The organism is Mycolicibacterium rhodesiae (assembly GCF_002086695.1).
Taxonomy (GTDB): Bacteria; Actinomycetota; Actinomycetes; order Mycobacteriales; family Mycobacteriaceae; genus Mycobacterium; species Mycobacterium rhodesiae.
The window spans coordinates 39,327-57,412 of sequence record NZ_MVIH01000001.1 but is presented as its reverse complement, the minus strand read 5'-3'; the positions used below and the strand labels follow the sequence as shown (position 1 = coordinate 57,412).

At 65.0% G+C, this 18,086-nt stretch carries 23 protein-coding genes and 1 tRNA gene; 13 read left to right on the top strand and 11 right to left on the bottom strand.

Annotation, left to right across the window (positions count from 1 at the left end):
* The first annotated feature begins 74 nt into the window (after positions 1 to 74).
* Complete coding sequence (locus BST42_RS30415; protein ID WP_081844992.1) at positions 75 to 335, top strand: excisionase family DNA-binding protein; 261 nt, start codon at positions 75 to 77, stop codon at positions 333 to 335.
* Positions 335 to 1,600: a tyrosine-type recombinase/integrase gene (locus BST42_RS00295; protein WP_036345900.1), complete on the top strand. Its 1,266-nt coding sequence runs from the start codon at positions 335 to 337 to the stop codon at positions 1,598 to 1,600. Before BST42_RS30415 ends, BST42_RS00295 begins: the two co-directional genes overlap by 1 nt.
* A 128-nt stretch (positions 1,601 to 1,728) precedes the next feature.
* Here BST42_RS00295 and BST42_RS29265 read toward each other — a convergent pair whose 3' ends face one another.
* From BST42_RS29265 to BST42_RS00265, 6 genes are all read right to left on the bottom strand, one after another.
* Positions 1,729 to 2,199 (bottom strand): hypothetical protein, encoded by a 471-nt coding sequence (locus BST42_RS29265; protein ID WP_125477408.1) that lies wholly within the window; start codon positions 2,197 to 2,199, stop codon positions 1,729 to 1,731.
* Positions 2,103 to 2,489 (bottom strand): ATP-binding protein, encoded by a 387-nt coding sequence (locus BST42_RS30410; RefSeq protein ID WP_036339737.1) that lies wholly within the window; start codon positions 2,487 to 2,489, stop codon positions 2,103 to 2,105. Before BST42_RS30410 ends, BST42_RS29265 begins: the two co-directional genes overlap by 97 nt.
* A complete protein-coding gene (locus BST42_RS00280; protein ID WP_051659897.1) occupies positions 2,473 to 3,024 on the bottom strand; it encodes an ABC-three component system middle component 2 in 552 nt (183 codons plus the stop codon). Before BST42_RS00280 ends, BST42_RS30410 begins: the two co-directional genes overlap by 17 nt.
* A complete protein-coding gene (locus BST42_RS00275; protein WP_051659898.1) occupies positions 3,017 to 4,015 on the bottom strand; it encodes an ABC-three component system protein in 999 nt (332 codons plus the stop codon). The genes BST42_RS00280 and BST42_RS00275 overlap by 8 nt, the downstream gene beginning before the upstream one ends.
* Positions 4,016 to 4,512: 497 nt before the next feature.
* Positions 4,513 to 4,588, bottom strand: a tRNA-Ala gene (locus BST42_RS00270).
* 52 nt (positions 4,589 to 4,640) lie between these two features.
* Positions 4,641 to 5,903 carry an MFS transporter gene (locus tag BST42_RS00265; protein ID WP_083116594.1) on the bottom strand — a complete coding sequence of 421 codons (1,263 nt, stop codon included), beginning with the start codon at positions 5,901 to 5,903 and terminating at the stop codon, positions 4,641 to 4,643.
* A 179-nt stretch (positions 5,904 to 6,082) separates the two neighbouring features.
* Here BST42_RS00265 and BST42_RS00260 point away from each other — a divergent pair, with 179 nt between their 5' ends.
* On the top strand, positions 6,083 to 6,448 hold the full coding sequence (locus tag BST42_RS00260) for a DUF732 domain-containing protein (protein ID WP_083116593.1): 366 nt from the start codon (positions 6,083 to 6,085) through the stop codon (positions 6,446 to 6,448).
* 37 nt (positions 6,449 to 6,485) lie between these two features.
* Here BST42_RS00260 and pgm read toward each other — a convergent pair whose 3' ends face one another.
* Positions 6,486 to 8,120, bottom strand: a complete 1,635-nt coding sequence (gene pgm / locus BST42_RS00255; protein WP_083116592.1) for a phosphoglucomutase (alpha-D-glucose-1,6-bisphosphate-dependent) — start codon at positions 8,118 to 8,120, stop codon at positions 6,486 to 6,488.
* Between the two features lie 68 nt (positions 8,121 to 8,188).
* On the opposite strand from pgm, the gene crcB (BST42_RS00250) reads away from it, so the two are divergent.
* From crcB (BST42_RS00250) to BST42_RS00240, 3 genes are read left to right on the top strand one after another with little or no spacing between them, the layout of a single operon-like run.
* The gene (crcB, locus tag BST42_RS00250) at positions 8,189 to 8,587 is read left to right on the top strand and encodes a fluoride efflux transporter CrcB (protein WP_083116591.1); all 399 of its coding nucleotides are present in this window, start codon (positions 8,189 to 8,191) and stop codon (positions 8,585 to 8,587) included.
* A gap of 23 nt (positions 8,588 to 8,610) precedes the next feature.
* Entirely contained in the window at positions 8,611 to 8,949 is a 339-nt protein-coding gene (gene crcB / locus BST42_RS00245) for a fluoride efflux transporter CrcB (protein WP_237159200.1), read from the top strand.
* Positions 8,946 to 10,007, top strand: coding sequence for a putative PII-like signaling protein (locus BST42_RS00240; RefSeq protein WP_083116589.1), 1,062 nt, complete (start codon positions 8,946 to 8,948; stop codon positions 10,005 to 10,007). The genes crcB (BST42_RS00245) and BST42_RS00240 overlap by 4 nt, the downstream gene beginning before the upstream one ends.
* A gap of 4 nt (positions 10,008 to 10,011) precedes the next feature.
* Here BST42_RS00240 and BST42_RS00235 read toward each other — a convergent pair whose 3' ends face one another.
* Genes BST42_RS00235 through BST42_RS00225 form a run of 3 tightly spaced genes read right to left on the bottom strand, consistent with a single transcriptional unit; the run spans position 10,012 to position 11,671 of the window.
* Complete coding sequence (locus BST42_RS00235; RefSeq protein WP_083117205.1) at positions 10,012 to 10,344, bottom strand: cupin domain-containing protein; 333 nt, start codon at positions 10,342 to 10,344, stop codon at positions 10,012 to 10,014.
* Positions 10,345 to 10,372: 28 nt separating this feature from the next.
* On the bottom strand, positions 10,373 to 10,756 hold the full coding sequence (locus tag BST42_RS00230; RefSeq protein WP_276010039.1) for a hypothetical protein: 384 nt from the start codon (positions 10,754 to 10,756) through the stop codon (positions 10,373 to 10,375).
* A gap of 60 nt (positions 10,757 to 10,816) precedes the next feature.
* Positions 10,817 to 11,671 (bottom strand): LLM class F420-dependent oxidoreductase, encoded by an 855-nt coding sequence (locus BST42_RS00225; protein WP_083116587.1) that lies wholly within the window; start codon positions 11,669 to 11,671, stop codon positions 10,817 to 10,819.
* Positions 11,672 to 11,704: 33 nt separating this feature from the next.
* On the opposite strand from BST42_RS00225, the gene BST42_RS00220 reads away from it, so the two are divergent.
* Positions 11,705 to 11,902: a hypothetical protein gene (locus BST42_RS00220; protein WP_110918443.1), complete on the top strand. Its 198-nt coding sequence runs from the start codon at positions 11,705 to 11,707 to the stop codon at positions 11,900 to 11,902.
* 8 nt (positions 11,903 to 11,910) lie between these two features.
* Here the strand turns inward: BST42_RS00220 and BST42_RS29840 are convergent, their stop codons facing one another.
* Positions 11,911 to 12,288: a hypothetical protein gene (locus BST42_RS29840; protein WP_207569416.1), complete on the bottom strand. Its 378-nt coding sequence runs from the start codon at positions 12,286 to 12,288 to the stop codon at positions 11,911 to 11,913.
* A 48-nt stretch (positions 12,289 to 12,336) separates the two neighbouring features.
* Between BST42_RS29840 and BST42_RS00210 the strand changes: the two genes are divergently transcribed.
* From BST42_RS00210 to BST42_RS00185, 6 genes are all read left to right on the top strand, one after another.
* Entirely contained in the window at positions 12,337 to 12,843 is a 507-nt protein-coding gene (locus BST42_RS00210) for a hypothetical protein (RefSeq protein WP_083116585.1), read from the top strand.
* Between the two features lie 119 nt (positions 12,844 to 12,962).
* On the top strand, positions 12,963 to 14,174 hold the full coding sequence (locus BST42_RS00205; RefSeq protein ID WP_083116584.1) for a PP2C family protein-serine/threonine phosphatase: 1,212 nt from the start codon (positions 12,963 to 12,965) through the stop codon (positions 14,172 to 14,174).
* Positions 14,171 to 15,763 carry a sensor histidine kinase gene (locus tag BST42_RS00200; RefSeq protein ID WP_083116583.1) on the top strand — a complete coding sequence of 531 codons (1,593 nt, stop codon included), beginning with the start codon at positions 14,171 to 14,173 and terminating at the stop codon, positions 15,761 to 15,763. The genes BST42_RS00205 and BST42_RS00200 overlap by 4 nt, the downstream gene beginning before the upstream one ends.
* The gene (locus tag BST42_RS00195) at positions 15,760 to 16,212 is read left to right on the top strand and encodes a response regulator (RefSeq protein WP_083116582.1); all 453 of its coding nucleotides are present in this window, start codon (positions 15,760 to 15,762) and stop codon (positions 16,210 to 16,212) included. Before BST42_RS00200 ends, BST42_RS00195 begins: the two co-directional genes overlap by 4 nt.
* A 294-nt stretch (positions 16,213 to 16,506) precedes the next feature.
* Positions 16,507 to 17,220 carry an MlaE family ABC transporter permease gene (locus tag BST42_RS00190; protein ID WP_083117204.1) on the top strand — a complete coding sequence of 238 codons (714 nt, stop codon included), beginning with the start codon at positions 16,507 to 16,509 and terminating at the stop codon, positions 17,218 to 17,220.
* A 10-nt stretch (positions 17,221 to 17,230) separates the two neighbouring features.
* Complete coding sequence (locus BST42_RS00185) at positions 17,231 to 18,085, top strand: ABC transporter permease (RefSeq protein WP_083116581.1); 855 nt, start codon at positions 17,231 to 17,233, stop codon at positions 18,083 to 18,085.
* Position 18,086: the final 1 nt, after the last annotated feature.

The window sequence follows — 18,086 nt, the reverse complement described above, 5'->3', positions numbered from 1 at the left end:
GTATTCGATCGCGAGAAGACCGGTCCCGGGACCCTGCGAGTAGCTGAAATTGCCTCGCCCGCAGCACAACCCGTATGTGTTACTTCACCCCCACAAGCCGTACGCCGGCATTCCGAATTACTTCCACACGGAGAGGAAAACGGATGCATACTGAATTCAGTGCTGAGCTGATCACCGTGCAGGCCGCGGCGGATCGTCTCGCAGTCAGTCGATGGATGGTGTACCGGCTGATCTGGGACGGACGTGTCAGATCGGTACAGATCGGTAGGTGCCGGCGGATCGTGCGGCAGTCTTTCGACGACTACCTATCCGGCTTGATTGAAGGAGCCGCGTGATGGCTGCAGGTGGGAAAGCACGTCGCAACGCGAACGGCCAGGGCGGCGTGTACCGACGAGGTGATGGGCGCTGGGAGGCGAAAGTCTTCGTCGACACGCCGGACGGACGACGGAAGCGCATCAGCGTCTACGGCGATAGTGAGCGTGCCGCCTTGGACGAACTCGGCAAGGTTCTCGATCAACAGCGACGCGGCATACCCACTGCAACAACGACGTTGACGGTCGCTGAGTACATGACCTACTGGCTAGAGCACATTGCGGAGCCTAGCGTTCGGCGCACGACGTATGCGACCTATGAGGGCGACGTGCGCCTGCACATCATCCCGGGAATTGGCAATCGGAAGCTGAAGTCACTGCAGGCCTCGCATATTCGCGCATGGCTGACCGGATTGCAGACCCGATGCCAATGCTGCGCCCAAGGGAAGGACGCAGCGCGAGGGCGCAAGTCGCAGGCACGGTGCTGCGCTCTCGTGCCTGCCAAGTGCTGCAACGACGCGTTGTCTGCCAGCTCGATTCGCCACATTCTGCGCGTTTTGCGGGCTGCTCTGCAGGATGCGGTCGACGAAGAGATGTTAAGCCGCAACGTCGCCCGACTCGTTCAGTTGCGCGTGACCGATGACCGGAAGGTGCGCTCTTTCACGCGGGCTGAGGCGATGCGCTTTCTCAAGACCGCTGAGACGACGCGACTTTATGCACTGTGGGCAGTCGCGCTGTCGATGGGACTCCGTCGTGGTGAGGCGCTCGGGCTGCAATGGTCCGACGTCGATCTAGACGCTGAGCGGATTACAATCAGGCGAGCGTTGCACCGCGTGGACGGCCAGCTGAAGCTTGAGAACGTCAAAACTGAAGGATCCGTCGCAGTTCTGCCAGTACCTCGGACGCTTGTGCCGATTCTGACTAACCACCGCCGGCGCCAGCTGGAGGAGCGCCTGGCCGCCGGATCAACGTGGCGCGACACGGGACTGGTTTTCACGACCCCTAAGGGCGGCGCGTTGGAGCCGCGCAACGTCAACCGAATGTTCCACAGCCTGTGCGCGAAGGCGGAGGTGCCGCAACTTCGCGTCCACGACCTCCGACACTCGTGCGCCACCCTGCTCTTCACAATGGGAGTTCAGCCGGCGACGGTTCAGAAGATTCTGCGCCACAGCTCAATCACGGTGACGACGGGAACCTATGTCGAGGTCATCGAAGCCGTTCAACGGGATGCTTTGGACTCGATGGGCTCACTGTTCGCCTCCAACAGCCTCGGCGACGAAACCGGGTAGCGTTCGCCTGATGGAATTCAGCGGATACGTTCAGCTTCGAGTCCGTACAAGTCGACCGCAACGACGCGCGATCGAGTGCCGCAAGCCGACGATGACGTTGCCGTTGTCGAAAGATCAAAGGTCTCTGGTTACGACGGCAACGGCTGAGACGGAAAAAAGCCGAATCGGCCTTCCCCCGCAACGCCTGTGAAAAATACGTCGGTTGACTCCTTCCGGAGTCCAGATGGTGGATCCATGTTCTCCATGATGATGACCTGCCCACCAACCGACTGCTGAATGTCGTCGTAGAACCGCGCAGCAATGCCGATGTCGAGAACCTCACGATCGACGGCTTCGCCAGGCTTCGGTGGGCGATAGGTCACCAATGGTGAATCCAGAACGACAAATCCAGGGTGTGGAAGATCATTTTCAAAGCAATACTGAGCAAGGCCAATGGTGAAGGCGGAGTGGAGGATTGCGCGAACGCCTTTACCGTGAGCAGAGCGTAATTGATCGCCCGCTATCAGATCCTGCTCATCCCGGTCATAACGGACCTCATCACCATCAGGGACCTGCCACGCGGAAAGCCTCTCACCGATCGCTTTAGAGAAGCGCCGCACAGTACTCCCTCCAGCAAGCCAAAACTGCCGCCCTCGACCCCCCTGGTGAGCGTGACGTCTTCACCAGTCGGCGTCCGAATTCCCAATAGGACTGTGCTGTAGCCCGCGCGCTGCGGAATCTCCCGAAGAGTGGAACCACGAAGCATGAAGTCAATGGCGTCGACAATGAACGACTTCCCTGTGTCAGAGGGACCATGGATGACAGTCGTTCGTGGCCCGAAATCAACCGTCGCTGGAGCCTTGCCGGGCCCCACGAAAGTCAGATGCGTCAGGCTAATGCGGTTTGCCATTGTTCCCGTCCGTATCGGGCCAGTGAAATTCTTCGGACCAGGAATCGAATATCGCCTTTGTCTGCCGTCGCAGATTCGCTTCGTCCAGATCGGGAAAACTTCCCAACACCCATCCGACACGATCGCGCAAGCGATGTGAGTACGACGAGCCCAAGACTCCCACGAAGTGCAGGGCGCCGTCGCCGGCAAGAAACCGCACCCCGTTCATTCCAACCGCAATCTCGGCGAGATGCAGCCTCAGCAGAAGACCAATTCCTGCCTCGATAGATTCACGCTTGGCCGCAATCTCGCCTGCACGGATCGGCAGAGCCGGATGCAGACTTTCAGGGCCACCGACGTCCCTGCTGTGGAGCACGAAGTGATCAAGCAGGACAAGCTGATTCAGGTCGAGTTCAGCTGGGAAGGCCTGGGTCAAGATCATCAACACGCGGATGCCGACCTCCAAAGGGCCGTTCAGCGGCGATTCATTGATGCTTTGCGGCCTCCGACGGTCGCCCGCTGGACCGTTCGGTGCCCGATTGTCGTAGTCATTCATTGCGCGACATCCATTGAATCCGATCGACGTTCGCCAGCTGGTGGCACATGCCCTGTCGATCATCGATCTCGACCACCGAAATCAGACGATGCCGACTCAGATCCAGCTGTCCAACTAGCGAAAGCACACTCGTCAAACGTCTCAGGCCCGTGGCGTGGTGGTCCTCGACTACATCGATAACACCCGAATGAATGTCATCCTGCAATCGCTCAAAAGTCCCCGGCGGCACTGAATCCCGCGCGTACACTCGTAGCGCCTCCGCCTTGTAGAAGTTCTCGCGGTGGCGGCGAAAGCGTTCGCCCACTCTGGGATTTGATGCCACTGATTCGGGTTGGAGGCTTTCCTCGGGGTGTGCTTCGGCGTAAACATCAACCAGTTGTTGTACGTATCTCCGTTCGTGTGTCGCCAAGTCACCGGGAGCTGGCACATGAGCGGGTCGCGGCTGAAGCGCTGTGGCGAATCGGTCGCTGTACCAACAAGTTGTCTTATGCAGTTCAAGCACATCAGTCAGCTCGACGGATCGGAACATCGAGAAATCCGTGACCGACGCCAGTTCCTGAACCGAAGAGACGAGGTCCGACTCAAGGCCCCTCGCGAGGGTGCTGTCGTCGTCGGCCAAGTGGTCGAGGAACTTTTTCCTCAACTTCTGCGGGCTGCTGAGCATCCGACCGCAGTTTGTACTGCAACCGCGGGGAGCCAAGATCTGGTAGCTGTCCGGCAGAACGCACTCTCCGACAACAGTTGCCACGAAGATCTTCAGAATCTCGGGAAGTATGTCTCCTAGGGCGAGAGGTTCTGCATAGTGCTTGCACTGGAAACAGTCCCAAGCACCTTCTAGGCCGTTTGCAGTCTTGAACGCCGCAATGTCCGCGCCCCTGTCACCGGCTCCACCGAACCGCTTGACCTGAACGTAGCCGGATCTCAGGGCATGCACCCATTCAAGGATGAATAGTTCCCATTGGACGTCGTCGTACAGGGAAATGCGTGCCATGGGCGATATTGGTGGCCCGGACAGCGCGACACCAGTCTCTCCATGTAGGGGTTCTGGTATGTCGCGAAGACCACTAGAGGGACCCCCAGGAGCCTGGCTATCTCCGCTCTGAGCTGCGTTCAACCGACTCTTGCCTCCCGGCGGTCAGGATACGACAAGTCGTAGGATCGCCAGCCGAGACACGACATGCCCCGGCCGGGAGGCTCACGGTTCGCGAGCAGGCATCATGCTGCAGCGTGACGGAAATTCGACGATCGGAGCGGGGACGCTGACCGCCGCTGGTTGGTTGGGACCAATGGCATGGCCATCACCCCGCCACACCGCAGGGGCCGTCACGCCGCAGGGGCGGACTGTGTTGACCGACAGCGCCGTGGCGGCCATCCGGGAGCTGATGAGAAGGGGGCGATGCGCTCCTGCTCACGGCTGAGATGAACCGAACTGTCGTCAGAACTGTCGTCAAACGACCTTCTGAGCACTCAATCGAGTGCTGTTTTGCCTGGTGGAGCTAAGGGGATTCGAACCCCTGACCCCCACACTGCCAGTGTGGTGCGCTACCAACTGCGCCATAGCCCCAGGTGTGCTCAACGAAGTTACACCACCGGCACGCGCGCCTCAAAATCGCTGCTCAGGGCAGCTCGCCGGCGGCCTCTGGCCCAAGCGGCCGCGACGGGGTGTGCTCCAGCGGCGGCCTGTCCCGGGTTTCCGGCGCCAGCAGCCACCCGATCGACGCCAACACCAGGATGGCCCCACTGATCGCGAACGCCCACTCGAACGACAGATGCTGGGCGATCTCCCCCACCCCGAGTGATCCGGCGATCGACCCCAGGTCCGACATCATCTGGAAGGTCGCCACCGCCGTCCCGCCGCGGGCCTTGCCGATGATGTCGGCCACCGCGGCCTGCTGCGGCGCGGTGAACACGCCCGTGCCCGCTCCCGCGATGAACGCACCCACCAGGAATATCGGCAGCGACGTCGCCGCCCCGACCACAGCCGTCGTCAGCCCCGAGATCCCCAGCCCGATGATCAGCAACGGCCGACGGCCGGTCCGGTCAGAGAACCGGCCCGAGGGGATCACCGCCGCCACGTTGCCGGCCGCGAACGTGGCCAGCGCCGCTCCGGCGACCCCGGGCCCGCGGTGCAGCGCCTCGGTGATGAACAGCGGCACCAGCGCCACCCGCAGCCCGAAGGCGGACCACCCGGTCGCGAAGTTCGACAGCAGCGCCGCCCGATAAGCCGGGTGTCGCAGCGCCACACCCAGGGTCACCGTGAGTTCGTCAGCCGGCGCCGGTGCGGCGAGGTGGGAATGCCGCAGATTGATGAACACCACCGCCGCGGCGATCAGCAAGGCCGCGCCGTAGATGAGGAAGGGCGCGGCCAAGCCAAGCCCGGCGGTGAGGCTGCCGAGCAGCGGGCCGGCCACCGAGCCGACCAGGAACGCCGACGAGAACATCCCCGCCACCCGGCCGCGGGCATTGTGCGGACTGATCCGGATCATCAGTCCCAGCGCGGAGACGAAAAACATCGTCGAGCCGATCCCACCGAGCGCCCGGAACACCAGCAGCTGCCAATAGGTGTGGGCGAACGCGCACGCCCCGGTCGACAGGGCCACGATCAGCAGGCCGCTGACGTAGATCCGCCGCTCCCCCAGCCGCTGCACCAACATGCCCGACGCCGGAGCGAAGCACAGCCGCATCAACGCGAACGCGGTGATCACGAACGTCGCGGCGCTGATACTCACACCGAAGTTGCGGGCGAACTGCGGCAGCACCGGCGCCACCACGCCATACCCCAAGGCGATCACCGCGTTGGCGGCGATCAGAACCCAGACCTCCCGCGGAAGCTTTTCCTCGGCTTCCGAAGGACAGTCACCTTCGGCAACGGAACTCACCAGATGACTGTATTCAGACGGCACCGGGCGACGTTCTCCGACCTGCTGGGACGAGGTCGTCACCGGACCTTCCGTAGGTCCGCGGGCGAGAAACTTCCGCCCAATTCTGTGATTGAGCTGTCCAATCGCTGAGCGAAATTTACAGTCGTGTCAGCAAGACAGAACAGGTGGGTGGTGATATGGCCGCATCTTGTCGTCGCTATTCGTCGCCGAGCATCGTCACGCCGCGACTGCTACGGCGCGGCCGCGCCGTCGCAGCCCTAGTCTGGCTGCTCGTCGCGTTGTCCGGATGTTCGGGCGGGTCGAGCGCAAATGACCCCGAACAGATCTATCTCGACGCCCTCCACAAGAGTCAATACGGCAACTTCGGTAAGCCAGATGGCGAGCTGATCAGCCAAGGCCACTGGGCTTGCGGCCAGATCCGGGACGGGGCCACCCCGCAGTCCGTAGCAGCTCGGCTGAGTGACATGAACCAGATTTCGGACAGCGCCGCGTCATTCCAGGTGAATGCCGCCACCTCGAACATCTGTCCTGACCGCACGTAAACACCTACCGGTCAACAACATCCACCCGATGTGGTGCTCACGAGATGACTGAATTCACCACTTCACGCGCCGCCTCCTGGACCTCTGCCAGGTGTTCAGGTCCCTTGAACGACTCGGCGTAGATCTTGTAGACGTCCTCGGTGCCCGACGGCCGCGCGGCGAACCATCCGTCGGCGGTGGTCACCTTCAACCCGCCCAGCGGCGCACCGTTGCCCGGCGCGGAGGTCAGCTTGGCGGTGATCGGCTCACCGGCCAACTCGGTCGCACTGACCTGTTCCGGCGACAACTTGGCCAGCCGTGCCTTCTGCTCCCGGTTCGCCGGCGCGTCGACCCGGGCATAGACCGGCGCGCCATATGTGGCGGCCAGTTCCGCGTAGCGCTGCGACGGCGATGTGCCGGTGACCGCCTGGATCTCCGAGGCCAGCAGGGCCAGGATGATGCCGTCCTTGTCGGTGGTCCACACCGAACCGTCGCGGCGCAAGAACGACGCGCCCGCGGATTCTTCGCCACCGAAACCGATTGTGCCGCTGATCAATCCGTCGACGAACCACTTGAAGCCCACCGGCACCTCGATGAGCTTGCGACCCAGCCCGGCCACCACCCGGTCGATGATCGACGAGCTGACGGCCGTCTTGCCGACAGCCACGCTCGCCGGCCAGTCCGGCCGGTGCGAGTACAGATAGTCGATCGCCACCGCGAGATAGTGGTTGGGATTCATCAGTCCGGCGTCGGGGGTGACGATGCCGTGCCGGTCGGAATCGGCGTCGTTGCCGGTGGCGATCTGATAGGACTCCCGGTTGGCGATCAGCGAGGCCATCGCGTTCGGCGAGCTGCAGTCCATCCGGATCTTGCCGTCGGTGTCGAGCGTCATGAACCGCCACGTCGCATCGACCAGCGGGTTCACCACCGTGAGGTCGAGGTCGTGGCGTTCGGCGATCGCCGCCCAATAGTCCACGCTGGCCCCGCCCAGCGGGTCCGCCCCGATGCGTATCTTCTCGGCGCGGATCGCATGGATATCGACGACGTTGGGCAGATCGCTGACGTAGGCGTCCATGTAATCGTGGCGCTCGGCGCGTGAGAGCGCGCGGGCCAGCGGCATCCGCTTCACGTCCTTGAGACCCCCACGCAGAATCTCGTTGGCGCGCTTCGCGATTGCGCCCGTGGCGTCAGTGTCGGCCGGGCCGCCGTTGGGTGGGTTGTACTTGAACCCGCCGTCCCGAGGAGGGTTGTGCGACGGGGTCACGACGATCCCGTCGGCCAGGCCCGAGCTCAGCCCGCGGTTGAAGGCGAGGATGGCATGGCTGACCGCCGGCGTGGGAGTGTAGCGGTCCGCCGAATCGATCATCGCGACAACGTCATTGGCGGCCAAGACCTCCAGAGCCGAGACCCACGCCGGCTCGGACAGCCCATGGGTGTCGCGGCCGATGAACAGCGGCCCGGTGGTGCCCTGCCCAGCTCGATACTCCACAATCGCCTGGGTGGTGGCCAGGATGTGCGCCTCGTTGAACGCCCCGTCCAGACTGGAGCCGCGATGTCCCGAGGTGCCGAACACCACCTGCTGGTCGATGTTGTCGGGATCGGGATTCACCGAGTAGTACGCGGTGACGAGGTGGGGCAGATCGACGAGGTCTTCGGGAAGCGCCGGCTTACCGGCGCGGGGGTTAGCCGCCATGGCGACAATTCTGCCTTTCCTCGGGTGATACTTGCTCGCGGATTCATCGACGGTTAAGGGGGTTGCCCATGTTCGGTCATGACAACCGGGAACTGGCGGCCGTGTTCGTCGGCGGCGCGGTGGGAACCCTGGCGCGCGCGATCCTCGCGACGGTCTTCGCCGACGACCCGGCGCGCTGGCCGTGGGCGACCTTCGGTGTCAACATCGCGGGAGCCTTCCTGCTGGGCTACTTCACCACGCGCCTGCTCGAACGCCTGCCGCTGTCGAGCTACCGCCGCCCGCTGCTGGGCACCGGCCTCTGCGGCGGGCTGACGACGTTCTCGACCATGCAGGTCGAGACGCTGAAGATGATCGAGCACCACCATTACGGGTTGGCAGCGGCATACAGCCTGGTCAGCATCGCCGCTGGCCTGCTGGCTGTCTACATCGCGACGGCGTTGGTCCGCCGGGTCAGGATCCGCGCGTGACCGTCGCGATCTGGGCTGGGGTGATGCTGATCGGCGGGCTGGGTTCGGTGGCCCGGTTCATGGTTGATCGCGCCGTGGCGCGCCGGGCGGCACGCTCGTTCCCGTTCGGCACGCTGGCGGTCAACATCAGCGGCGCGGTGCTGCTCGGCTTCGTCAGCGGGCTCACCCTCAGCCACCACGCCGCGTTGCTGGTCGGCACCGCCTTCGTCGGTGCGTACACCACGTTCTCGACGTGGATGCTGGAGACGCAGCGGCTGACCGAAGAACGCCAGATCTGGCCCGCGATAGCCAATCTGGTCGCCAGCGTCGTCCTGGGTGTCGCCGCGGCGATGCTCGGCCAGTGGATTGCGGGGCTGCTGTGAACGACAGCTATCTCAAACTGACCGCGTTCTTCGGCGAACGCCAGCGCGCCGGTTCCCGCTTCCTGGCCGAGGCGATGCTCGACCTGTACGCGCAGCGCCAGGTCGCCGACAGTGTGATGCTGCGCGGCATCGCCAGCTTCGGCCCACGGCATGTCATCCGCAGCGACCAGTCGCTGACGCTGTCGGAGGATCCGCCGATCGCGGTCGCCGCCGTCGACACCGCGGAGACCATCGGCGGGCTGATCGACGACGTTGTCGCCATCACCAAGCGCGGTTTGATCACCCTCGAGCGCGCCCGGCTCTACAGCGGCGAGCTGCCCGAGGGAGACAACGGGGTCAAGCTCACCATCTACGTCGGGCGACGGCGCCGGATCAACGGCGCAGCCGCCTTCTACGCGGTGTGCGATCTCTTGCACCGCCACCACTTCGCCGGAGCGACCGTGTTCCTCGGTGTGGACGGGACCGCCGACGGCCGACGGCGGCGGGCCCGCTTTTTCAGCGGCAACACCGACGTGCCGATCATGATCGTCGCCGTCGGCACCGCCGCGCAGGCGCGGCAGGCGCTGCCCGAACTCGGAGGCCTGATGGATCAGCCGCTGGTGACGGTGGAACGCATCCAGGTGCTCAAACGCGACGGCCAACTACTGGGCCGGCCGCCGGCTCTGCCCGCTGTCGACGCACACGGCCGTGAACTACGCCAGAAGCTGACGATCCACACCGACGCTTCCACTCACCACGACGGTGTCCCCGTCCACCGGGCACTGGTGCGGCGGCTGTGGGAATCCAACACCGTCGGCGGCGCCACCGTCCTGCGCGGCATCTGGGGCTTCCACGGTGATCATGAACCTCACGGCGACAAGCTGATTCAGTACGGCCGCCGGGTGCCGGTGACCACCATCGTCGTCGACACCCCGGAGGTCATCGGCCAGTGTTTCGACCTCATCGACGACGTGACCGGCCGTCATGGGCTGGTCACCTCCGAGATGGTGCCTGCCCTGCTGATGCTCGACGGCGATATCCGTCAGGGCGCCACGGATCTGGCCGACTACCGGTACTGACCGGTCAGCTGTCGGCCAGCACCGTCAGCAGGACCACCGAGTCGTCGATGGCCTGCAAGCCGTGCCGATCCCGCGGGACCACCAGCAGATCACCCGTCGTGCCTTCCCACGCCTCGCCGGCGGTGGCCAGCCGGACGTGGCCCCGGAGCACCTGCAGCGTGGTCTCCCCCGGCGTGTGGTGCTCGCTGAGTTCATGGCCACTGGCCAGGGCGATCAGCGTCTGCCTCAGCTGGTGATCGTGGCCGCCGTGCACGGTGTGTGCGGCCCGGCCACTGTTCGACGAGCGGGCCGCGGCCAACTGTTCGTCGGCGAGCTGGGTCAGCGAGATCGACTCCATGACTTCCTCCATCAGCTTCTTCTATCTGTCAAAAACCAAGCAGCAGAACGCCACTGAACAGCAACGCCACCACCTTGACGACTTCCAACGCGACATAGACGTAGTGCGCGCGCGAGCGTCCACTCTCGGCCTGTGTGGCGTCGGACAAGACCGCATCCGAGCGCCGCGTCAGCGCGGGACGCACGCCGACCACTTGGATCACCAGCGCTGCGGCGGCCACCAGAACCGCGGCGACGACGCCCGGACCGGGGCTACCGAGCACCAGCGCGACAGCGATGACCACCGCAAGCACCGCTTCGCTGATGTTGAGCGCCCGAAAGACAAGCCGGCCGATACCGAGGCCCAGCGGAATCGTGACGCCGGGGGCCCGGAATTTCAGCGGTGCCTCCAGGAATGAAATGGCGAGCACCATCCCCAGCCAGACGAACACTGCCGCACCCGCGACTGCGCTCCAGTGGTTCACCGCGCTCCCTCACTGCCAATCCGCGGCCAGGTCAGCCACCCAGTCGGCGACGGCAGCCGGATCCTGCGGCGGCGAGGCGACCAGAACCAACTCGTCGACACCCAACTCTGCCAGACGCCCTACGTCTGGCGGCCTCGAATCGCGCAGCGCTACCGCCAGTCGCAGCTCACCAGGGTCGCGCCCGGCGTGCCCACACATCTCACGCAGCATCGACACCCGGGCCGCGACCTCGTCGAGGTGAAGGTTGAAGCCGTACCAGCCGTCCGTCCACCGTGCCACCCTGCGCAGCGCAGCATCACTGTTGCCGCCGCACAAGACCGGGATGCGCCGCCGTCGCGGTTTCGGGTTCACCCTTATCGCGTCGAAGTCCACGAATTGCCCTGCGTACGAAGCAATATCGTCGCGCCAGATGGTGCGCATGGCAGCAACATAGTCGGCGGTGCGGGCGGCGCGCCGTTGGAAGGGGACTCCGAGAGCGTCGAATTCTTCACGCGACCAACCGATTCCGATGCCGAGCGAGAATCGGCCGCCGCTGATCTTGTCCAGGCTGGCCGCCTGTTTGGCCACGATCACCGGATTGTGCTCGGGCAACAGCAGGACGCCGGTGCAGAGCCCGATCGTCGTCGTGGCCGACGCGGCGAAGGCCAACCCGATCATCGGGTCGATCCAGTCCGCGTCGGCGGGCACAGCGATCTTGCCGTCGTCGGAGTACGGATAGTCAGAGTCGGACTCGTCGACCATCACCACGTGCTCGCCGGCCCACAAAGTCGCGAATCCATGGCGCTCCGCCGCTGCGGCCACCGCTCGGATCACCTCGGGTTCGGCGCCCGCGCCGATACCCAGGGCGTGCAACCCGAGTCGCATCCGTGCATCATCCCACGAGCCATGATGGTGACTATGAGTGACTGCGACGACCCGGTGGCGGTCCTACAGCGGTGGGAGGATGCCGGCGCGCACTGGGCGGTGATCGCCCGGCACGCCCAGTCGGTCACCGTCGGGTTGTACCGCTGCGACGGCGGCGAGGAAGTCGACCGGTTCAGCTCTGACGACCCCGCGCTCCTGGAGTTCGTGCGGCGTCGTCAGAGAAGCTTCTGACATGTGGTCTACAGCTGGATGAAGCCGCCGTTCCACCAGACGCCCCAGGCCGGCAGATCCGCGTTCCAGACCACCGGCAGCCAGGGCGCCCATGGCGGGGGTGGCGGCGCAGGCGGAGCCCAGACCGGCACGACATTGTCGTAATCGGCACGGTGTCCCGGCGGAGGCAGGTAGCCCTGCCCGGGCGGCAGCGGGTTGCCGGGCCCACCGGCGTTCGCACCCGGGCCGGGCGGACCCCACGGCGCGGGTACGGGCGGTCCCGGTGGTCCGGGTGGCCCCGGAGGACCTGGCGGGGCGGCCGCGGCGAAGCCCGCTCCGGCCGTCAGCGTCACGGCGAACGCGGCAACCGTCAACGCCGCCTTGGTGGTCAGCTTGGAGATCGTCATGATGCAAAGGCCCGTACCCGTCGCCCGCGCTGCGGTAAACAGGGGGTGATGCGCGGCACGGCGTGGGGCATGGTGATCGGTGTCGCGGTCATCGTGGCGGCAGGCTGCGGTGGAACCGCGGACACCACGCCGACGCTGACCACCACGTCCCCGCCGAGCTCGACGAATGTCACCACGGAGGCCGCACCGGCGGCGCAGCCCCGGTCGGTGAAGTGGGTGGACCTCCAACCCGGCGACTGTCTGGCCGACCCGCCGCCCGCGGATCCCGCGGTCGTCGACGTCAGCGTTGTCGACTGTGGCCAACCGCATCTGGCCGAGACCTATCTGCGTGCGCCGATCCCGGTGAACGCCGCCCTCGACGACGTCGCCACCCGCGAATGTGCGACCGGCTTTCAGCACTACACCGGCGCCGCTGCCACGACAGGCGGATACACCACCAGCTACCTGATCGACTCCGACCAGGACCGGACATCTGACAATCCCTACCCCAGCACGGTAATTTGCCTGCTGCAGGGCGTTAAAGGCCAGCCGCTGACCGGCTCGGCACGCCGCTGACCTGCGTCGCGCCCGACTCAGGTTGGGCGCGAGGGGGTCCAGCCGGTAGGGTCGAAGAGCTGTTCGATGAATACCTAGGTCAAAGCGCGGCCGATCTGAACTTAAGGATCTGATCTTTCATGCGCGCACCCTATGACCCACAGGTGCTGAATCCCGCCGGCTTTGCCGGTGCCACGAAGCGGCCCATTTCGTTGCTGCTCATCGAGGACGATCAGGGCGACGCGATCCTGGTCGAGGAATTGATCTCCGAAGCCGGCGCCGACATCAGCGTGGAGTGGGCCGCGTCCATGGCGATCGCCCAGCAGAAGCTCGCCGTCCATCGGCCCGATTGCGTTCTGCTCGATCTCAACCTGCCCGACGCCAATGGCGTCGCCGCCGTGGACCGGGTGGCCAAGCTGGACGCCGGGCTGCCGATCGTCGTGCTCACCGGCCTCAACGATCAACACTTCGGCATGTCGGCGATGGCCTCCGGCGCACAGGATTACCTCGTCAAGGGCCACGTAGAGCCCGAGACCCTGCATCGGTCCGTGCTGTACGCCATCGAGCGCAAGCGCACCGAGCTGACCGCCGTCGACCTGCACACCAGCCAGATGCGCGCCCAGGAGAACGCCCGGCTGGAGCGGGCGCTGCTGCCCTTGCCGCTGCTGGACGACGACCCGGGCGTCGAGATCGTCATGCAGTACCGCCCCAGCCGGGAGAACGCGCTGCTGGGCGGCGACTTCTACGACATGGTGCAGACCCCGGACGGCACCGTGCACGTCATGGTCGGCGATGTAGCAGGCCACGGCCCCGACGAAGCGGCGCTGGGGGCGGCACTGCGCATCGGCTGGCGGGCGCTGACGTTCGCGGGCCTGCGCGGCAACGACCGGATGCGCCGCCTGGAGCAGGTCCTGCGCGCCGAGCGTGCGGGCACCGGCATCTTCGCGACCGTGCTCAGTGTCGCGATGTGGCCCGACTCGCGAGGCTTCACCGCCGTGCGCGCCGGCCACCCGGGGATGCTGCTGCACGGACCGGGCACCGTCGAATGGATCGAGCCGCCAGCCGGACCGGCTCTGGGTCTGGGCGCACAGCAGTGGCCGCTGAACGAGTTGGAGCTGCCCGACGGGCACGGGCTGGTACTACTCACCGATGGGCTGTTCGAGGGGCACTCGGGTATCGGCGAGAAGCGACTCGGCGAAGAAGGCCTTCTCGAAATCGCCCGCTCGATCGCCGACCTGCCCGGACCCGAATTCGTGGACGAACTCATCAAAGGCGCCGAGGCACGGGCAGCCTCCCATGGCGGCATGACCGACGACATCGCGGTGCTGCGCGTGGAGCGGACCCGCCGATGAAAGAGGTCGCCGGCACCCGGCTGTCCGGGATGACGGTGCGAGGCTGGCTCAGCGTCGTGCTGTTGATGCTCGGGGTCGTCGTTCTCGGCGGTGCACTGGTCGCGGCGGTGCTACTCAACCGAACCGATGAGACGAGCAGGCAACTCATCAATGACATTCAGCCTGCCCGTGTCGCGGCTTATCAGCTGCAGGCCGCGTTGCGTGATCAGGAAACCGCCGTTCGCGGCTACGTGATCGCCGCCGACGCACAGTTCCTCTCGCCCTTCTACGATGGCCAGCGCTCCGAACAGACTGCAGCACAGGCTATTCGACGCCAGCTGGCCGGGCGTCCCGAGTTGCTCGCCGACCTCGACGCGATAGAGAACTCGGCGGCGACGTGGCGTCGCGACTACGCGGACCCGTTGATCGCCAGCGTCACGCCTGGCTCACCCAGTGTGTTGACGAAGACGAACGCCGAGGCCGGGAAGTCGAAGTTCGACTCGCTGAGAGCGCTTTTCGATGCACAGAATCAACACCTCGCCGCCGCCCGCACCGATGCGGTAAAGGAGCTCGACACGGCACGGGCGTGGCGCGACCGCGTCTCCGCCGTGGTGATCGCCGCATTCCTGATCACCGGCTTCGCGATCACGATCCTGATTCGCAACGCGGTCACCCGACCCATGGAGGCGTTGGCATCCGCCTGCCGGCGGATCACCAAGGGGAACTTCGACGAGCGGATCATTCCCGAGGGCCCCAAGGACATTCGCGCGATCGCCGCCGACGTCGAAGGAATGCGACGGCGCATCGTCGACGAACTCGAGGCGTCCAGCGACGCACGCGCACAACTGGACGAACAGGCCGCCGAACTGCGACGCTCCAACGCCGAGCTCGAGCAGTTCGCCTACGTCGCATCGCACGACCTGCAGGAGCCTCTGCGCAAGGTCGCGTCGTTCTGCCAACTACTGGAGAAGCGCTACGGCGACCAGTTGGACGAACGCGGCCACCAGTACATCGATTTCGCCGTCGACGGCGCCAAGCGGATGCAGGTTCTGATCAACGACCTGTTGACGTTCTCGCGGGTCGGACGCCTGCATTCCACCCAGGTCAACGTGAATCTCGATACCGTACTGGACGCGGCTATCGCCAATGTCGCCACGGCGATCGAGGAGACCGACGCCGAGATCGTTCGCTCCGGCCCTTTGCCCACGGTGACCGGTGACCCGACCCTGCTGACCATGTTGTGGCAGAACCTGGTGAGCAACGCGGTGAAGTTCCGCCGCGACGGCGTTGCCCCGCGCATCACCATCACCTCCGAATCGGGCTCCGGCGACGACGACGGATTATGGGTATTCACGTTCTCCGACAACGGAATCGGAATCGCCGACGAGTTCGTCGACAAGGTGTTCGTGATCTTCCAGCGCCTGCACGGCCGGGATGCCTACGCGGGCACCGGAATCGGCCTGGCCCTGGTCAAGAAGATCGTCGAACATCACGGCGGCACCATCTCGATCGACACCGGATACGACGGCGGGACCCGGTTCCGCTTCACCCTGCCCGCCCAAATCGCACCAGAACCACATGCGTTGCAACTGGAAGGAACCGCTTCATGAGCGACAGCAGTCGCGCCATCGATGTCCTGCTCATCGAGGACGACCCCGGAGACGAACTGATCACCCGGGAGGCGTTCGAACACAACAAGCTCAAGAACACCTTGCATGTGGTGCACGACGGGCAGGAAGGCTTGGACTACCTGTACCGGCGCGGCCCGTTCGCCGATGCCCCAAGGCCGGACCTCATCCTGCTCGACCTGAACCTGCCCAAATACGATGGGCGCCAGCTGCTTGAGAAGATCAAGTCCGACGACGACCTCAGCACCATCCCGGTGGTCGTGCTCACCACCTCGTCGGCCGAAGAGGACATCCTGCGTAGCTACAAGCTGCACGCCAACGCCTATGTCACCAAGCCGGTCGACCTCGACCAGTTCATGAGCGCGGTCCGGCAGATCGACGAATTCTTCGTCCAGGTGGTCCGGCTGCCGGGGGGCTCCCAGGCCCGGTGACACCCGGGATGCAGCAAATCTGAGCGTCGCCTACCGACCGTTTGCGGTGGGCTGACCCGCCCGGCCTGATTCGCCCTGACGACGCCGTCGCACCTGCTGCTAACTCTTTGGGGGTAGGAATTAGCCCCCATTGAGGAGCAGCAACTACAGCAACGCTCACGATAGCGTTCCGCCATGCCGCCGGTCGTCATGGTCGAAACCCGGGCCGACGAACCCGTCGGCGCCAGGCGGGAACCCGTGACCGCGACGTACCCACTGACCAAGCCGGTACGGGCATTCGGCGGGTTCATCGCCATGTCACTGGACACCGTCCTCGTCATGTTCCAGCCGCCGTTCGCCTGGCGTGAATACCTGCTACAGACCTGGTTTGTCGCCCGCGTTTCAGTGCTTCCGGCCCTCATGCTCACCCTGCCGTACTCGGTGCTGCTGGTGTTCACCTTCAACATCCTGCTCGGCGAATTCGGTGCCACCGACTTCTCCGGGACGGGCGCCGCGATCGGCACCGTCAACCAAATCGGGCCCATCGTCACCGTTTTGGTGGTCTCAGGTGCCGGCGCCACTGCCATGTGCGCTGATCTGGGGGCGCGCACAATCCGGGAAGAACTCGACGCCCTACGGGTGATGGGCATCAATCCGATTCAGGCACTGGTGGTTCCACGGGTGCTCGCGGCCACCACCGTTGCGCTCGCTCTTTCCGCGACCGTGATCCTGGCGGGGCTGACCGGCGCCTACATCTTCTGCGTCTACATCCAGCACGTCTCCCCCGGCGCCTTCGCGGCCGGCTTGACCCTGTTGACCGGAATGGGTGATGTCGTCGTCTCGCTCACCAAGGCAACACTTTTCGGCCTCTCGGCCGGCCTGATCGCCTGTTACAAGGGCATTTCGGTGGGTGGTGGCCCGGCCGGCGTCGGCAACGCGGTCAACGAGACCGTGGTGTTCACCTTCATGGTGCTGTTCGCGATCAACGTGATCGTGACTGCTGTGGGCATCCAATTCACGGTGGGATGAGGATGGCCCGGTGAGTGTCAGCACGCCCAGTGGATTGCACCCGAAGCTGCTCAGCGGCGTGCAGGGCGCCGCGACGGGCTGGCGGCGGATCGGTGCGCAAACCCGCTTCTATGTCACGACTTTGGTGGCCATCCCGGAGGCGGTGACCCGATACCACAAAGAGTTGCTGCGCCTCATCGCCCAGATGGGCCTCGGCGCCGGTGCTCTTGCAGTTGTGGGCGGCACCGTCGCGATCGTCGGATTCCTGACCATGACCACCGGCGCTCTGGTCGCCGTACAGGGCTACAACCAGTTGTCCTCGGTAGGGTTCGAGGCGCTGACCGGTTTCGCGTCGGCCTTCTTCAACGTCCGCCTCATCGTGCCCGGGACCGTGTCGGTGGCGTTGTCGGCCACCATCGGAGCCGGGGCCACCGCGCAGCTGGGGGCGATGAGGATCAACGAAGAAATCGACGCGCTCGAGGTCGTCGGCATCCGGTCGGTCACCTACCTGGCGTCGACGCGCGTGCTCGCCGGCGTGATCGTGGTGATCCCGCTGTACTGCATCGCCGTCATGATGGCGTTTCTGGCCGCGCGCACCGGAACGGTCGCCATCTACGGGCAGGGCTCAGGCGTCTACGACCACTACTTCAACACCTTTCTCAATCCCACCGACGTGATCTGGTCATTCATGCAATCGGTGGCGATCACCGTCGTGATCATGCTGGTGCACACCTATTACGGGTTCACCGCGAAGGGCGGTCCGGCCGGCGTGGGTGAGGCGGTCGGGCGCGCGGTGCGCACGTCGATGGTGGTGGCAGCGGTCGAGATCGTGATGATCTCCCTGGCTGTCTACGGGCAGTCGGGCAACTTCAACCTGGCCGGATGAG

Bases quoted from the DNA above. Each gene is read 5' to 3' on its own strand.
- BST42_RS30410 (WP_036339737.1), bottom strand. From the start codon at position 2,489: ATGGCAAACCGCATTAGCCTGACGCATCTGACTTTCGTGGGGCCCGGC.
- BST42_RS00220 (WP_110918443.1), top strand. From the start codon at position 11,705: ATGAGTGACTGCGACGACCCGGTGGCGGTCCTACAGCGGTGGGAGGAT.
- BST42_RS00235 (WP_083117205.1), bottom strand. From the start codon at position 10,344: ATGGAGTCGATCTCGCTGACCCAGCTCGCCGACGAACAGTTGGCCGCG.
- BST42_RS00230 (WP_276010039.1), bottom strand. From the start codon at position 10,756: ATGGTGCTCGCCATTTCATTCCTGGAGGCACCGCTGAAATTCCGGGCC.
- BST42_RS00260 (WP_083116593.1), top strand. From the start codon at position 6,083: ATGGCCGCATCTTGTCGTCGCTATTCGTCGCCGAGCATCGTCACGCCG.
- BST42_RS00295 (WP_036345900.1), top strand. From the start codon at position 335: ATGGCTGCAGGTGGGAAAGCACGTCGCAACGCGAACGGCCAGGGCGGC.
- BST42_RS00280 (WP_051659897.1), bottom strand. From the start codon at position 3,024: ATGAATGACTACGACAATCGGGCACCGAACGGTCCAGCGGGCGACCGT.
- BST42_RS00275 (WP_051659898.1), bottom strand. From the start codon at position 4,015: ATGGCACGCATTTCCCTGTACGACGACGTCCAATGGGAACTATTCATC.
- BST42_RS00205 (WP_083116584.1), top strand. From the start codon at position 12,963: ATGCGCGCACCCTATGACCCACAGGTGCTGAATCCCGCCGGCTTTGCC.
- BST42_RS00210 (WP_083116585.1), top strand. From the start codon at position 12,337: ATGCGCGGCACGGCGTGGGGCATGGTGATCGGTGTCGCGGTCATCGTG.
- BST42_RS00200 (WP_083116583.1), top strand. From the start codon at position 14,171: ATGAAAGAGGTCGCCGGCACCCGGCTGTCCGGGATGACGGTGCGAGGC.
- crcB (WP_083116591.1), top strand. From the start codon at position 8,189: ATGTTCGGTCATGACAACCGGGAACTGGCGGCCGTGTTCGTCGGCGGC.
- crcB (WP_237159200.1), top strand. From the start codon at position 8,611: ATGCTGATCGGCGGGCTGGGTTCGGTGGCCCGGTTCATGGTTGATCGC.
- pgm (WP_083116592.1), bottom strand. From the start codon at position 8,120: ATGGCGGCTAACCCCCGCGCCGGTAAGCCGGCGCTTCCCGAAGACCTC.
- BST42_RS00225 (WP_083116587.1), bottom strand. From the start codon at position 11,671: ATGCGACTCGGGTTGCACGCCCTGGGTATCGGCGCGGGCGCCGAACCC.
- BST42_RS00190 (WP_083117204.1), top strand. From the start codon at position 16,507: ATGTCACTGGACACCGTCCTCGTCATGTTCCAGCCGCCGTTCGCCTGG.
- BST42_RS29840 (WP_207569416.1), bottom strand. From the start codon at position 12,288: ATGACGATCTCCAAGCTGACCACCAAGGCGGCGTTGACGGTTGCCGCG.
- BST42_RS30415 (WP_081844992.1), top strand. From the start codon at position 75: ATGTGTTACTTCACCCCCACAAGCCGTACGCCGGCATTCCGAATTACT.
- BST42_RS00195 (WP_083116582.1), top strand. From the start codon at position 15,760: ATGAGCGACAGCAGTCGCGCCATCGATGTCCTGCTCATCGAGGACGAC.